We start from the raw sequence: 13,977 nt of genomic DNA on the forward strand, positions 1-13,977 counted from the left end.
ATACACTGTATTTTCACAGTACGATGCATCGCAACCGTACGATGTGACCATGACTGTGTGGGACCGGCCGGAGCCGCCGACTCGCCCCGTGCCGCTCGACCGGGACCGGATCGTCGCGGCCGCCGTCGCGCTGGCCGACGACGGCGGGCTGGAGGCGGTGTCGTTGCGCAAGGTCGGCGCCCGGCTGAACGCCGGCCCGATGCGGCTGTACGGATACATCTCCACCAAGGAGGAGCTGTTCGACCTCATGGTGGACGTGGTCCAGGGCGAGATCCTCCCCGAGGAGCAGTCGGGTGAGCAACCGGGTGACTGGCGGGAGGCGCTGCGCGTCCTCGCCCACCGCACCAGACAGGCCGCCCTCCGTCACGAATGGCTGGCCGACCTGCTCGGCGGCCGCCCGTCCCTGGGCCCGAACGGCCTCGCCGTGACCGAGGCCAAGCTGGCCGCCCTCGACGGCCTGGCCGACGTCGACACTGTCATGCGCGCCACCGAGACCGTCAGCGCCTACATCAACGGCGCGATCAGACGCGAGATCGCGAACGTGCGGGCCGAGCGCACCACCGGCCTGTCCGAGCACGACCGGCAGCGCGCCTCCGGCCCGTATGTGACGAGAATGCTGGCCACGGGCCGCTTCCCGGCGCTGACCAAGGCCGTGTACGACGGCACGGACGTCGACGCCGAGGCATCCTTCACCACCGGCCTGGACTGGGTCCTCGACGCCGTGGCCGCCAGACTCACCCGACCGCCGGCCTGACGCCCGCCTCGTGCCGGACACCGGCAGGAACCACGTCCGCACGCCGAGCGTGAAACCGGGTGCGGCCGGCCGGATCCACGCCGCCCGGATCGCCCGGCAGGCCGGCGCGGCGGCCTGCCGAACCGGCTCCCGCCGCTCCGCGCTCCCGGCCGTCCCGGCCGCCGCGCGCCCGCCATGCTGACGTGTCCCCGGGTGCGCCGCTTGACCGGGTGGCGCCCAGTCTGTTGCATACGTTCTGTGATCGTGCACCCTGCTCCAACAACCTGTTCACCTATCTCCGTCGGGACTTGCGTACGGGCAGGGGGCGCCGCGCCGTGGACCCGGTGATCGTCGTCGGAGCGGGGCCCGTCGGGCTCACGCTCGCCCTGGCGCTGGCCCGTCAGGAGGTGCCGTCCGTCGTCCTGGACGAGGGCCCGGGCAAGGACGAGCCGCGCCCGGCGCGCACCGTCGTGCTGCGCGAGGACACCGCCGCCCTGGTGACACGGCTGAGCGGGGCCCCGCTGGACGACCTGGGCACCCGCTGGACCGGCTGGCGGTCGATGCGCCGTCGGCAGGTGATCCGCGAGGTCGTCTTCGACGAGGCGGCCGAGCCGTCCCCGCTGCACATCGCACAGCACGTGCTGACGAACGCCCTGCGTGCCGCGATCGCCGACGAACCGCTGGTCAAGGTGGCCACGGACAGCCGCCTGGACACGATCGAGCAGGAGCGCTCGGGCGTCACCGCGCACACCCGCGGCCCCAAGGGCACCTGGTGGCGCGGCAGCTACCTGGTGGGCTGCGACGGCCCGCGCTCGACCGTCCGCAAGCTCCTGGACATCCGTTTCCCGGGCCGTACGGCGGTGGAGCGGCAGGCGGTCGCCGCGCTGCGCGCGGAACTTCCGTGGCCCGGTCAGGCGTTGCTCCATCGGACACCGCCGTGGCGGATGTCCGGGCCCTCGGCCGGGGAGGTGACCGCCCGCCCCCTCCCGGACGGCGTGTGGCGCCTGGACTGGCTGCTGCCGCCCGGCAAGGACCTGGTCACGCCCGAGCTTCTGGTCACCCGGATCCGCGAGACCCTCGCGGGCTGGACGGACGGCACCACACCGCCGTACGACCTGCTCGACACCGGTGTGCACACGGTGCACCACCGCCTCGCCCGCCGGTGGCGGGTGGGCCGGGTGTTCGTCGCCGGCGACGCCGCGCACCTGCTCGGCGCACTCGGGACGCACGGGCTGGACGAGGGCCTGCGGGACGTGGACAACCTCGCCTGGAAGCTGGCCCCGGCCTGGCACCACGGCCCGCACGAGGCACTGCTGGACAGCTACCAGACCGAGCGGCGTGCGGTGGTCGCCGCCCGGCTGCGCGCCGCAGACCAGGTGCTGCCGGTACTGCGCGGCGGTGGCGGGCTGCGCGGGTTCGTCCCCGGCACGTCCCGGGGGCATGACACGCTTCTCACCGACGGCCATCTGGGGCACGGCCCGCTCGGCGCGCCGGGGGCGTACGCCAACTCGCCGCTCGCACCCCGGCACCTGGAGCACGAGGTCCCGGTCGACACCCCGCCGGGGTCGCCGGTCACCGACGTCCGCGTCACCGCGGAGGACGGCACCTTCGTGCAGCTGCGCTCCCGGCTCGGCCGCGGCGCGCTGCTCGTCGTACTGATCGCGCCCGGTACCGGCGTGTGGGACCGCAAGCACTGGGTCTCCGCCGGGATCATGCCCCGGCTGGCGGCCGCCGTGGCCGCGCTGCCGCACCCCGCCGAACTGCTGGTCGCCGAGGCCTATCCGGGCGCCCCGGCGCACTCGGTGCTGCTGGTACGCCCCGACGGCCATCTGGTCACGGCGCTCAACGGGGTCCGGCCGGCCGATCTGTACGCGGCGGCCGAGGCGACCCTGGGCGGCAAGGACACGGAGAAGACGGAGACGGAGGCGGAGGCCGGTTCCACCGCGCGGTGACCGAGCGGTCCACATGCTGACGGTGAGTTGACCGGCCTCGACCGGCGTGGTGTACTCCGCATCGTGAACGACACCACTGTGCGCCTGTGGCGGAAGGTCCATGTGGACCTCGTCCGCTATGCGGGCTGCGTGTGTCTTCCGTCCTGCTGACTTCGCATTCACCTCTTCTCTCCGGGCGCCGTCTGCGCCCGCTTCTGCGAACCCTCATCAGGAACGGTGCACGTGTCTGCCTCTCTCTCCTCGTCCGTTTCTCCCTCCGCCTCCGCCTCCGCGCCCGGCGCCGCACCCACCCAGGCGGACCTCCTCGACTTCGTCCGGCGTACGGCCGCCGACGCCGAGCTGATCGCCTCGCTCCCGCTCGACCCCGAGGGCCGCACCTGGGTACGGCTCGACGGCCCCGGCGGCAGCGAGGCCTGGCTGATCGGCTGGCCGCCCGGCACCGGCACCGGCTGGCACGACCACGCCGAGTCGGTCGGCGCCTTCCTGACCGCCGCCGGTGAGCTGAAGGAGAACTCGCTGGCCACCCGGCTGCCCACCGACGGCTGGCGGACCCTGGAGCTCTCCGAGGGCGTCGACCGCGAGCGCCGGCTGCCCGCCGGAAAGGGCCGCTCCTTCGGCCGCGACCACGTCCACGAGGTGCTCAACGAGTCCACCGAGCACCACGCGATCTCCGTCCACGCCTACTACCCGCCGCTGCCCCGGATCCGCCGCTACAGCCGCAGCGGACCGGTGCTGCGCCTGGAGCAGGTCGAGCGCCCGGAGGACTGGCAGTGAGCGGCGCGGAGCAGATCGAGCAACAGCCGGTGGAGCAACAGCCGGTGGGAATCGACGAGTTGCTGGAGCGGGTACGCGCGGGCTACCGGCGCATCGGGGCGCACGAGGCGTACGGCGCCGCGCAGGCCGGCGAAGCCCTCCTTGTCGACATCCGGTACGCGGCCCTGCGTGAACGCGATGGCGTGATCCCCGGCGCCCTCGTCATAGAGCGGAACGAACTGGAGTGGCGCCTTGACCCGCAGGGCAGCCACAAGACCCCCGAGGCCACCGGCCACGACCTCCAGGTCGTCGTCATATGCAACGAGGGCTACGCCTCCAGCCTGGCCGCCGCCTCCCTGCACCAGCTGGGGCTGCGCCGGGCGACGGACCTGATCGGCGGCTTCCAGGCGTGGAAGGCGGCGGGGCTGCCGGTCACGCCGTAGTCACCCATGGGCGACTTGGTGTCGTCCCCTACGGCGCGCCGGTCCCGGTCGAGTCCCCGCGGCCGTCGACGAGAGCGGCGAGCCCGTCGAGCACCCGGGCGAGCCCGAACTCCCAGGCGTGCCGGGGGCTGTACGCCGCACCCTGCGCGGTGCCCGCCGCTGTGCCGACCCGGGCGGCGACGGGGTAGGCGCGCGGGTCCAGAACCCTTTCGAGCAGCGGGGCGTTGGCCGCCCACCACTGCTCGTCGTCCATCGCGCTGTCCTGCCGGGCGGCGCGCGCCTCCGCCGCCGAGCGGGCGTTGGCCTGCACGAAGGTGAGCAGGAAGGTCAGCGCGGCGTCCATCTCGACGTCGTCGAGCCCCAGTCCGTCCAGTGCCGACAGTTCGTGCTCGTACTTGGCCATCATCCCCGGCCCGAGCGGCGGACGGCCGGTGGAGACCGTCGCGGCCCATGGGTGCGCCTCGAACAACGCCCTGTTCTCCTCGGCCACCGCGGCCAGCCGGAGCCGCCACGGCCGGCCGACGGTCTCGGACCGGGGCATCTGCACATAGGCGGTGTCCAGCATGAGATCCAGCAGCTCGGCCTTGCCCGGCACGTAGGTGTAGAGCGTCATCGGGACCACCCCCAGCTGCTGCGCTACACGGCGCATGGTGACCGCGTCCAGGCCCTCGGCATCTGCCAGCCCGACGGCGACGGCAACGACCGTGTCGATGTCCAGCCGCTGCCGTGGACCGCGTCGCGGTGCGGCGGCAGGGACACGCCAGAGCAGTTCCAGGGAGCGGGCCGGATCACCGGCGCCGCTTCGGTCGAGAGGCATCCGAACATCCTCCCCCACCATGGCCCCGATGGATTACTCTGTACGCGGTACAGTGTACCGCGTACAGAGTAATTCGCCCGGGCCAGAGGAGCTTCCGTGTCGATCACCGCTTCGGCCGTGTCCCTGAATGTCGACGACGTCATGGCGTCCAGCACCTTCCTCACCGAGCACTTCGGATTCCGCGAGGAGCTGGCCGCCGACGGTTTCGCGTCGCTGACCCGCGACGACGCCGGGATGAACGTCGTCTATCTGCGGCGCGGGCTGGCCTCGCTCCCCGAGGACCAGCGCGAGGACCACGCCGACGGGGTGATCCTCGCCTTCGTCGTCGACAACCTCGAAGCCGAACTGGCCCGCCTGACCGCCGAGGGAGTCACGATCACGATGCCGCTGCGCGAGGAGCCCTGGGGCGAGCGCGCCTTCCAGGTCACCGACCCCAACGGCGTCATCGTCCAGCTCGTCGACTGGAACGCGTCCGGCGGCCACTGAGCCGACCCGCCTCCGGAACCGGCCGGCTAGTCCTTGGCCGTCGCCACCGTCACCGCCGGCACCCGCAGCGCCACCCGCCCGGGAAGCGCCGCGGCCACCAGCGCGAGCAGCGTGGCGGTCGCGACGACGGTCACGTACAGCAACGGCGTGACCGTCGGCGCGGCCCGGCCCGTCATACCGACGCTGAACGCGGTCAGGACGGCGAGCGCGATGCCGCTGCCGAGGGCCGTGGCCAGCGTCAGCACCGACAGCACCTCGGTACGCAGCATCCGCAGCACCTGGCGACGGGTGGCCCCGGCCAGCCTGAGCAGCGCGAACTCCCGAATCCGTGCGGCGACCGACATGGCGAGCGTGTTGACGACGGCGATGGCGGTGAAGGCCAGGACCAGCCCCATGGCCAGGTAGTTGACCTCGGCGTTGGTCTGCTGCCGGTCGGCCTGGAGGGAGTCGGCGGCGGCCGGCGAAAGAATCCGGAGCCCCGGGAACTCACGGAGGGTAGTCGCGAGTTGTGCTTGTGTACGGGCTGTGCTGACGAGGACGGAGGAGGCGAGCGGGTTGTCCACGTGGTGCGCGACCAGGTCGTGGGCGAAGGTGAGGTCGCCGAAGCCGAGACCCCGGGCGTAGACGGCGGCGACGGTGAGCGTGGCGGGCGTGCCGTCGCCGAGGGTGAGTCTCAGGGTGCTGCCGGGCGCCAAGTGGTGCTGGTCGGCGGTCAGTCGGCTGACGGCGACGGTGCGGTCGGTGAGCCGGCCGAGGGAGCCGGCGGTCACCTCGGGGTCCCAGGTGCGGGTGAGGCCCTCGGGGGTGACGCCCTGCGCCGCGTACTTGTCGAGTCCGATGCGGACGGTGGTGCGGACCACTTCGGTGACGGCGTCATGGCGCGTGCGCAGCTGCCGTGCCGCTGCGGCCGGTACACCGGGTCCCTGGGCGGCCACCACCCAGTCGGCGGTGACCCCAACGCGGGCCTGGGCGCGGGCGGCGTCACCGAGGGTCGACTGGACGAACAGCACGGTGCAGGTCATACCGATGAGCAGGGTGAGGGGGGTGACGACGGAGGCCATCCGGGCGGCGTTGCCACGCAGGTTGGCGGTGGCGAGCCGGCCGCCGTGACCGGTGAGCCGCAGCGGGCCGGCGAGCAGCAGTGCGGCGGCCCTGACCAGTAGCGGGCCGAGCAGGGCGACGGAGGTGGCGAGGACCACGACGGCGAGGAAGGTGACGGGAGTCGACGCGGGTTCGGTACGCAGGGAGGTGAGCAGGACGACGAGTACGACCCCACCGGCGAGCAGCAGCAGACCGGCGGCGATCCGTCCCCAGGCGGGCCGGGCGGGCTCGACACGGGACTCGGCCAGCGCCTCGGTCGGCCGGATCCGGGTGATGCGCCGAGAGGCGATACGGGCCGCGGCCCAGGCACCGGCCAGTGTCGCGGCGAACGCGGCGAACGGCGGGAAGACGCCGGTGGTGTGCTGAAGCGTGGCGGGCACGGCGCCCAGGGCGACGAACCTGGTGTGCAGCCAGGCGCCGAGCGGAAGCCCGAGGAGTGCGCCTGCCGTGCCGGCGACGGCGCCGACGATCAGCGCCTCGCGGCCGAGCAGCCGGCGGATCTGTCCGGGGGTGGCGGCGATGGCTCGCAGCAGGGCGAGTTCGCGGTGCCGTTGCTGGACGGTGAGCGCGAAGGTGCCGACGACCACCAGGATCGCCACGAGCAGCGAGGTCCCGCCCATGGCACCGCCCATGCTGACCAGCCGGACCCTGGCGGCGGCCGCGTCCAGGAACTCGACGGGGCCGCGGGCGTCCCCGGTGGAGACCTGGGCGGTGGTGCCGCGCAGTGCCCGCGTCACGGCCTGCTTCAGCCGGTCCGGGGCGGTGCCGTGGGCGGGCAGCACGCCGAACGCGGTGACCTGCCCGGGGTGCGCGGCCAGCCTGCGGGCCTCGGCGGCGGAGAAGAAGAGGGACGTCTGGTGGCGCACGTCCGTGGCCGGGGCGGCGATGCCGGTGATCCGGTAGGCGCGTGGGGCCTGCGTCGACTGCACGGTGAGGGTGGCGCCGGGCCGCAGGTGGGCGCGTGCGGCGAGGTCGCGGTCGACGACCAGGTCGGTGGCGGCCTTCGGGGCGGTGCCGGAGACCAGCCGGTACGGGGTCAGCGCGGCGGACTCCCAGGCGTGCCCGTAGGCGGTACGGCCGCCGGTGCCGGCCGGGGTCAACGGCTGCGCGAGGAAGGTCAGCTCGGGCACGACCCGGGCGACACCGGGGGTGCGGGCGAGTCCGGTTTCCAGGTCGGCCGGCAGCCAGGCGCGCTCGGCGATGGGTTTCGCCTTGCGCTTGACCTTGGTCTTGCCGTGCTTGTGCTTGACGGTGGTCCGGCGGACGTACTGGTCGGCGGAGACCACGACGGGGGTCGCCGCGTAGCGCTCGGTGCGGATCGTGCCGCGCAGACCGGTGTCGAGGAGGGTGCCGCAGGCGGAGATCAGCGCGGCCGCGCACAGCAGGGCCAGAAAGGCGCCGAGAAACCCGGCCTTGCGGGCGCGGACGGTCTTGAGGGCGTAACGCAGCATCATGGCGTACACGGTCGTCCACGCGAGGGTGTGCGGGCACTGCGGTGGTCCGGCGTCTTGGCAGGGGGTTAACCCCACCCTCCTCGGGGCTGTCGGCCCGTCAGAAGTCCCCGCCCTCCAGGAAGTCCGTGTCCTCGCCCTCCTCCTCCAGGGCCCGCCGGACGACCCTGAGGGCCATGCCCTCGGAGTACCCCTTGCGGGCGAGCATGCCGGCGAGGCGGCGGATCCGCCTGTCCCGGTCGAGCCCCCGGGTGGAGCGGAGCCTGCGGGCGACGAGTTCGCGGGCCGTCTCCTCCTCCTGCTCGGAGTCGAGCTGTGCGACGGCCTCGTCGATGAGCGTCGAGTCGACACCCTTGGTCCGCAGCTCCTGGGCGAGCGCGCGCCTGGCCAGTCCCCGGCCGTGGTGCCGGGACTCGACCCAGGCGTCCGCGAACGCGCTGTCGTTGATCAGCCCGACCTCCTCGAACCTCGACAGCACCTCCTCGGCGACATCGTCCGGGATCTCCCGCTTGCGCAGGGCGTCCGCGAGCTGTTTCCGGGTGCGCGGGTTCCCGGTGAGCAGGCGCAGACAGATCGCCCGCGCCCGCTCAGCCGGTTCCGCTGGAGGCTCCTCCTGCTCGGCCCTCGACAAGGAGGAGGAGCCCCCGTCCTCACCGGACGGCTCCCCGAAGCCGCGCCGACGGCGGGTCCCGGGTTTCCGCGGGCCACGGCCGGGTGACCCGTGCCCGCGGGGCCCGTCCGGGCCGTCGTGTGTGCCGTCCGCGTACGAGCCGCCGTCCGCGCTGTCCCGCCCGTACCTGCCGCCGTCCGTGCCGTAGGCCTCGTCGCCGTCCCCGGCGGAGCCCGAGTCGCCTCCGGCACCCCTGCCCCATGGGGCACCGGGGGACGTGTACTCGTGGTCGGCCCAGTCGGTTCGTCGTGTCACGGCGTCAGCTCTTGGCGGTGGCGGCCTTGGGCTTGGTGGCCTTGGCGGCGGCCGGGGCGGGCACCGTCTTCGCCGCGTCGTCCGTGGCCGCGGTGGTGACCGCCGCGTCCGCGCCCGGCTCGGCGGCGGGCTTCTCCGGCCGGACACCGACGCCCAGCTTCTCCTTGATCTTCTTCTCGATCTCGTTGGCCAGGTCGGGGTTGTCCTTGAGGAAGTTGCGCGCGTTCTCCTTGCCCTGGCCGAGCTGGTCGCCCTCGTACGTGTACCAGGCGCCGGCCTTGCGGACGAAGCCGTTCTCCACGCCCATGTCGATCAGGCCGCCCTCGCGGCTGATGCCCTGGCCGTAGAGGATGTCGAACTCGGCCTGCTTGAAGGGCGGTGCGACCTTGTTCTTGACGACCTTGACCCGGGTGCGGTTGCCGACCGCCTCGGTGCCGTCCTTCAGGGTCTCGATGCGGCGGATGTCGAGTCGCACCGAGGCGTAGAACTTCAGCGCGCGGCCACCGGTCGTGGTCTCCGGGGAGCCGAACATCACGCCGATCTTCTCGCGGAGCTGGTTGATGAAGATCGCGGTGGTCTTGGACTGGTTGAGCGCGCTGGTGATCTTCCGCAGCGCCTGGCTCATCAGGCGGGCCTGGAGACCGACGTGGCTGTCGCCCATCTCGCCCTCGATCTCCGCGCGCGGGACGAGCGCGGCGACGGAGTCAATGACGATGAGGTCGAGGGCGCCGGAGCGGACCAGCATGTCCACGATCTCCAGGGCCTGCTCGCCGTTGTCCGGCTGGGAGAGGATCAGGTTGTCGATGTCGACGCCGAGCTTCTGCGCGTACTCGGGGTCGAGGGCGTGCTCCGCGTCCACGAACGCGACCTGGCCGCCCGCCTTCTGCGCGTTGGCCACGGCGTGCAGGGTCAGGGTCGTCTTACCGGAGGACTCCGGTCCGTAGATCTCCACGACGCGGCCGCGCGGCAGGCCACCTACGCCCAGGGCGACGTCGAGCGCGGTCGACCCGGTCGAGATGACCTCGATGGGCTCCTTCGTCCGGTCGCCCATGCGCATGACCGCGCCCTTGCCGAATTGCCGTTCAATCTGTGCGAGCGCGGCGTCGAGCGCCTTCTCGCGGTCGGTTCCTGCCATGGGTTCCACCCGGTTTGCTTGAGTCGATCGCTTCACGTCAAAGACGCTAACGCCTGCCACTGACAATGCGCCCCGACGCCGGTCCGGCCTGTGGATAACTCGGGGACTTCTCCACCGAAATCGTGTTGAACTGCCGCTGGAATCCCCACCGCGGGCCATGCCGGAGCATCCATAAGAATGGATGTTCGATTTTCGTGTCAAGCGCACCACGCGGTACTCCCGCCACTTCCCCGCAGAGCGCTCACCCACCGCTCACCCACCGCTCACGGACCGGCTCCGGGCGGACTCCGAGCGGACTCCGAGCGGCGTGTCGGACAGGGACAGGGGATGCGGGGGCAGGAGCACCCAGCGCACGGGGACGAGAACGACGAGAACGAACGGACGGCGCACGAGGCGGAGACGCAGGGCGTGCGCGGCGGAGACGGGCGACGCACCGGGGGACTCGGACACAGGGCGACGCGCCGGAGGCTCGGACGCAGGGCGTGCGAGGCCGGCATGCGCGACGCGCGGGAGTCGGGCGTGCGCGCCACGCGGGCGGGAGCGCGTGGCACGCCGGGGGCGGCAGCCGGACGCGGCAGCGCGGCACGGCGATCCGCACCACCCGGCCCGGCGTTCACCCGATCGTGAGTTTCCGCCTGGCCGCGCCCGACGTGCCGCGATGCTCGAAGAGGGGGCCGGTGACTGGCGCCGCCCCCGTGTGCCGTGGGTGGGAGAGCGCATGACACATGTGACGGGACGACGCGGCCTGGACGAGCAGGCCGTGCTGCTGGCGGCGGGGCTGGCCGATCTGGCGGTGAGCACGCTGGGCACCGCGTTGGGGACGGTACGGGGATTGCTGCGCCGCTCGGACGCCGGGGCGCTGGCGGCGGACGCCGAGCACGACCTCACCGCTCGGGGGCGCCTGGTCCTGGACCGGTACACGACCGTCCCCCCGGCCCATCTGGAGATCCTCGCCCGGCACGCCCTCGTCCGGCGGGCCGCCGGCGATGACTGACCGGTGGGATCCGGGCGCCTTCAAGAGCCGCGTCGACGAGGTGCTGCGCCGGTTCGTCGCTCAGGAGGCCGACCTGTTCGCGGCGGTCGACCCGCTCCTGGGCCCGGTGGCCGAGCAGCTGGAAGCGGCGGTCACGGACGGCAAACGGCTGCGGGCGGCGTTCTGCTACTGGGGCTGGCGTGCGGTGGGCCAGCCGGACAGCGACGCGCTGGTGCGGGCGGCGGCCTCCATGGAGCTGGTGCACGCCGCGGCCGTCGTCCATGACGACCTCATCGACGACAGCCCGCTGCGGCACGGGCGCCCCACCCCGCACATCGCCCTGCGTGCCGCCGTACGGGACCGTCCGCGCGCCGACGACACCGCGCGGTCGCTGGCGATGCTCGTCGGCGATCTGCTGATGTCGCTGGCCGGGCAGCTGTTCGCGACCTGCGGGCTGCCCGCCGCCTACCTCGCCCGGGCCCGCCCCCTGTGGTCGATGCTGGCCCGGGAGCTGATCGCCGGCGAGTGCCTGGAGATCCTGCGCACCGGAGCCGGTCCGGACACCGCGGCCTCGCTGAAGGTGATCCGTTACAAGACCGCCAAGTACACCGTCGAGCAGCCCCTGCTGATCGGCGGCGCCCTGGCCGGAGCCGGCGAGCGGCTGCGCGAGGGGTACTCCGCGTACGGGCTGCCGCTGGGCGAGGCGTTCCAGCTGCGCGACGACCTGCTCGGCCTGTTCGGAGCACCGGAACACACCGGCAAGGCCAACGCCGACGATGTGCGCGGCCAGCGGCCCACGGCCCTGCTGGCGGAGACCTGGCGGCTCGCCCGGGACGACGACCGGGAGCGGCTGCGCGCCCTGCTCGGCAGCCGTGATCTGGACGCGGACGGCCTGGACGCGGTCCGCGAGGTGATGTGCCGGCTGGGGGCACCCGACCGGATCGAGCAGATGATCGGCGCACGGGTCACCGAAGCGCTCGACGCCCTCCACGAACTGGACGTGCCGGCCCCCGCCGCCGGCGCCCTGACCGCGCTGGCCCGTTCGGCGACGGTCCGCCTGTCCTGACACCCGCGATACACCCGCGATGACAAGGAGCCCCGCCGTGACCCCCCACACCGAGGCCTCGATGGACGCCCTGCGGCACGCCGGTGACGAACTCGCCGACGCCACGGTCGCCGCACTCTTCGAGCGCGGGGAGGTGGGGACGTTCAACACACTGATGCGTTACGTCTCCACCGCCGGCGCTCCCCTGCCGGACGGGCTGCCCGACGTCGCGCGGGAGTACCTGGAGGCCACCCGGGTGCCACCGTCCTGGGTGGACTGGGGCGAGATGGAGAAGGCCCGGCTGTTCTTCATCGACAACAACGTGCACATCTCGACCGCGCTCTCCTTCGCCTCCATGCCGGCCTGTTACGTCGTCCCGCGCGTGGCGAAGCTGCTGTCGGCCACCCACGGGCTGAAGTACCCCTCGAAGCGGATGGCGGAGACCGGCCAGTTCACCGTCTATCTGATGCGGCCCGACGCCTTCGAGGCCGGCAGCCGATTCGTCCCGGCCGCCCAGAAGGTGCGCCTGCTGCACGCCTCCATCCGCCACCACCTCAAGCGCGAGAACCGCTGGGACACCGAGGCGCTGGGGACGCCCATCTGCCAGGAGGACATGATCGGCGGGCAGATGTTCTTCTCGCTGCTGGTCCTCGACAGCCTGCACCGGCTGGGCATCCATCTGTCCACGGAGGGCGCGGAGGCGTACTACTACGCGTGGCGGGTGGTGGGCGCCATGCTCGGCGTCGACCAGGAGGCCGTCCCGAAGACCCTCGACGAGGCACGCGCCTTCCTCGACCTGTACATGGTCCGGTACATGGGGCCCTCCGAGGAGGGCGCGGTCCTGACCCGGCAGCTCATCGACCTCTACGAGGAGGTCGTCCCCGGCACCTTCTTCGACCCGATCGTCTCGGCCCTGATCCGCCACCTGGTCGGCGACACCTGCGCGGACTGGCTGGACGTGCCGCGCACCCCGTGGGAGCCCGTCGTCAAGGCCGTACCGCACCTCCTCGGCGTCCTGGAGACCATCGAGGACCATTCCCCGCTGGGTGCCTGGGCCCTGGACCGCCTCGGCCACCTCACCACCGTCCTCGAACTGTCCTCCCTCACCCGTGGCCGCGTCATGCACTACGCCATCCCCGAACACCTCAAGAAGGACTACGGCGTCTCGGGCACGGTGCCCCGCACGCGGCGGTGGACCCCGCCGGCCGCCACGGTCTCCTGATCCCCCGCTACTCCTCAGGGCGTACGACGGCTGTCTTCGGCCGGACGACGACCGCGCGGGCGGTTCCCGGGAGGCTGGGCGCATGCCCTCGCCCGTGAAGACGCCCATCCGGAAGACACCGTCGAACGCCCTGACCGGGGCCCGTCCCGCCGAGCGTCTCTGCCACGCGACCGGTGCGCTCCTCGTCCTGTCCGGCCTGGCGCATCTGGTGGTGTTCGCCGTGGACGGCGGCCCCTGGTACGGCCCGGTCTCCTGGCGCAAGCCCGTCACGTTCGGGCTCTCCTTCGGGCTGACGCTGATCGCGGTCACCTGGGTCACGTCATATCTGAGGATCGGGGAGCGGTTGCGGACCGTGCTGCTCCTCGTGTTCGCCGCCGACTGCGTGGTGGAGGTCGGCGGGATCACACTGCAGGCGTGGCGGGGAGTGCCCTCGCATCTGGACATGGAGACGCCGTTCGACACGGCGGTGTCCATGGCGCTCGCGGTGGGCGGCGGGGTCCTGGTGGTGCTGCTCGCCGTCTTCGCGGTGGCGTCCTTCCGGCGGCGGCCGGCCGGTCCCGTGGGCATGGCGCTCGCGGTGCGCTCCGGGTTCGCAATCCTGATGGTGGCGCTGGCCTCGGGAGCCGCGATGGTCGCGCGCGGGGTGGTGCTCGTCCGGACCGGGCACCAGCAGGCGGCGTACGACTCGACGGCCCCGCTCAAGCCGCTGCACGGGGTCAGCCTGCACGCGGTGCTGGTTCTGCCGGCGCTCGCCTGGCTGCTGTCCCACACCTCCTGGAGCGAACAGGGCCGGTGCCGGGTCGTGGCCGCAGCGGTGTGCTGCTATGCGGCCGCGGTCGGCGCGGCCGGGGTGTGGGCAGTGCTCACCTACCGATAGCGGCAGCCGCAGCCGTCACCGATCGCCGTATCCGTCACCGATCGCCGTATCCGTCACCGATTGC

At 72.7% G+C, this 13,977-nt stretch carries 14 protein-coding genes; 10 read left to right on the top strand and 4 right to left on the bottom strand.

Annotated elements, in window-relative coordinates; all coding sequences use genetic code 11:
- The first annotated feature begins 49 nt into the window (after positions 1–49).
- The 5 genes from EDD90_RS15790 to EDD90_RS15805 all read left to right on the top strand — a co-directional run bounded on the left by EDD90_RS15790 (position 50) and on the right by EDD90_RS15805 (position 3,881).
- On the top strand, positions 50–754 hold the full coding sequence (locus tag EDD90_RS15790; RefSeq protein WP_123973626.1) for a TetR/AcrR family transcriptional regulator: 705 nt from the start codon (positions 50–52) through the stop codon (positions 752–754).
- A 314-nt stretch (positions 755–1,068) separates the two neighbouring features.
- A complete protein-coding gene (locus tag EDD90_RS15795) occupies positions 1,069–2,685 on the top strand; it encodes an FAD-dependent monooxygenase (RefSeq protein WP_123981298.1) in 1,617 nt (538 codons plus the stop codon).
- A gap of 78 nt (positions 2,686–2,763) precedes the next feature.
- Positions 2,764–2,835 carry a putative leader peptide gene (locus EDD90_RS58570; RefSeq protein ID WP_311737274.1) on the top strand — a complete coding sequence of 24 codons (72 nt, stop codon included), beginning with the start codon at positions 2,764–2,766 and terminating at the stop codon, positions 2,833–2,835.
- Positions 2,836–2,907: 72 nt separating this feature from the next.
- The gene (locus tag EDD90_RS15800; protein ID WP_123973627.1) at positions 2,908–3,459 is read left to right on the top strand and encodes a cysteine dioxygenase; all 552 of its coding nucleotides are present in this window, start codon (positions 2,908–2,910) and stop codon (positions 3,457–3,459) included.
- A complete protein-coding gene (locus EDD90_RS15805; protein WP_185149112.1) occupies positions 3,456–3,881 on the top strand; it encodes a rhodanese-like domain-containing protein in 426 nt (141 codons plus the stop codon). The genes EDD90_RS15800 and EDD90_RS15805 overlap by 4 nt, the downstream gene beginning before the upstream one ends.
- 28 nt (positions 3,882–3,909) lie before the next feature.
- On the opposite strand, the gene EDD90_RS15810 is transcribed toward EDD90_RS15805, so the two are convergent.
- Complete coding sequence (locus EDD90_RS15810; protein ID WP_123973629.1) at positions 3,910–4,698, bottom strand: TetR/AcrR family transcriptional regulator; 789 nt, start codon at positions 4,696–4,698, stop codon at positions 3,910–3,912.
- A gap of 96 nt (positions 4,699–4,794) precedes the next feature.
- Here EDD90_RS15810 and EDD90_RS15815 point away from each other — a divergent pair, with 96 nt between their 5' ends.
- Positions 4,795–5,184 (top strand): VOC family protein, encoded by a 390-nt coding sequence (locus tag EDD90_RS15815; RefSeq protein ID WP_123973630.1) that lies wholly within the window; start codon positions 4,795–4,797, stop codon positions 5,182–5,184.
- 26 nt (positions 5,185–5,210) lie between these two features.
- Here the strand turns inward: EDD90_RS15815 and EDD90_RS15820 are convergent, their stop codons facing one another.
- The 3 genes from EDD90_RS15820 to recA form a co-directional block, all read right to left on the bottom strand.
- Positions 5,211–7,739 carry an FtsX-like permease family protein gene (locus EDD90_RS15820; protein ID WP_123973631.1) on the bottom strand — a complete coding sequence of 843 codons (2,529 nt, stop codon included), beginning with the start codon at positions 7,737–7,739 and terminating at the stop codon, positions 5,211–5,213.
- Positions 7,740–7,836: 97 nt separating this feature from the next.
- The gene (gene recX, locus EDD90_RS15825; protein ID WP_123973632.1) at positions 7,837–8,661 is read right to left on the bottom strand and encodes a recombination regulator RecX; all 825 of its coding nucleotides are present in this window, start codon (positions 8,659–8,661) and stop codon (positions 7,837–7,839) included.
- Between the two features lie 4 nt (positions 8,662–8,665).
- Complete coding sequence (recA, locus tag EDD90_RS15830; protein WP_123973633.1) at positions 8,666–9,796, bottom strand: recombinase RecA; 1,131 nt, start codon at positions 9,794–9,796, stop codon at positions 8,666–8,668.
- Between the two features lie 718 nt (positions 9,797–10,514).
- Here recA and EDD90_RS15835 point away from each other — a divergent pair.
- The 4 genes from EDD90_RS15835 (at position 10,515) to EDD90_RS15850 (ending at position 13,913) form a co-directional block, all read left to right on the top strand.
- Complete coding sequence (locus EDD90_RS15835; protein ID WP_123973634.1) at positions 10,515–10,790, top strand: polyprenyl synthetase; 276 nt, start codon at positions 10,515–10,517, stop codon at positions 10,788–10,790.
- Complete coding sequence (locus tag EDD90_RS15840) at positions 10,783–11,835, top strand: polyprenyl synthetase family protein (RefSeq protein WP_123973635.1); 1,053 nt, start codon at positions 10,783–10,785, stop codon at positions 11,833–11,835. Before EDD90_RS15835 ends, EDD90_RS15840 begins: the two co-directional genes overlap by 8 nt.
- A 61-nt stretch (positions 11,836–11,896) precedes the next feature.
- Positions 11,897–13,036: an oxygenase MpaB family protein gene (locus EDD90_RS15845; RefSeq protein ID WP_260328728.1), complete on the top strand. Its 1,140-nt coding sequence runs from the start codon at positions 11,897–11,899 to the stop codon at positions 13,034–13,036.
- 82 nt (positions 13,037–13,118) lie between these two features.
- A complete protein-coding gene (locus EDD90_RS15850; protein WP_123973637.1) occupies positions 13,119–13,913 on the top strand; it encodes a hypothetical protein in 795 nt (264 codons plus the stop codon).
- Positions 13,914–13,977 lie beyond the last annotated feature (64 nt).

Source organism: Streptomyces sp. Ag109_O5-1, from assembly GCF_003814875.1.
Taxonomy (GTDB): Bacteria; Actinomycetota; Actinomycetes; order Streptomycetales; family Streptomycetaceae; genus Streptomyces; species Streptomyces sasae.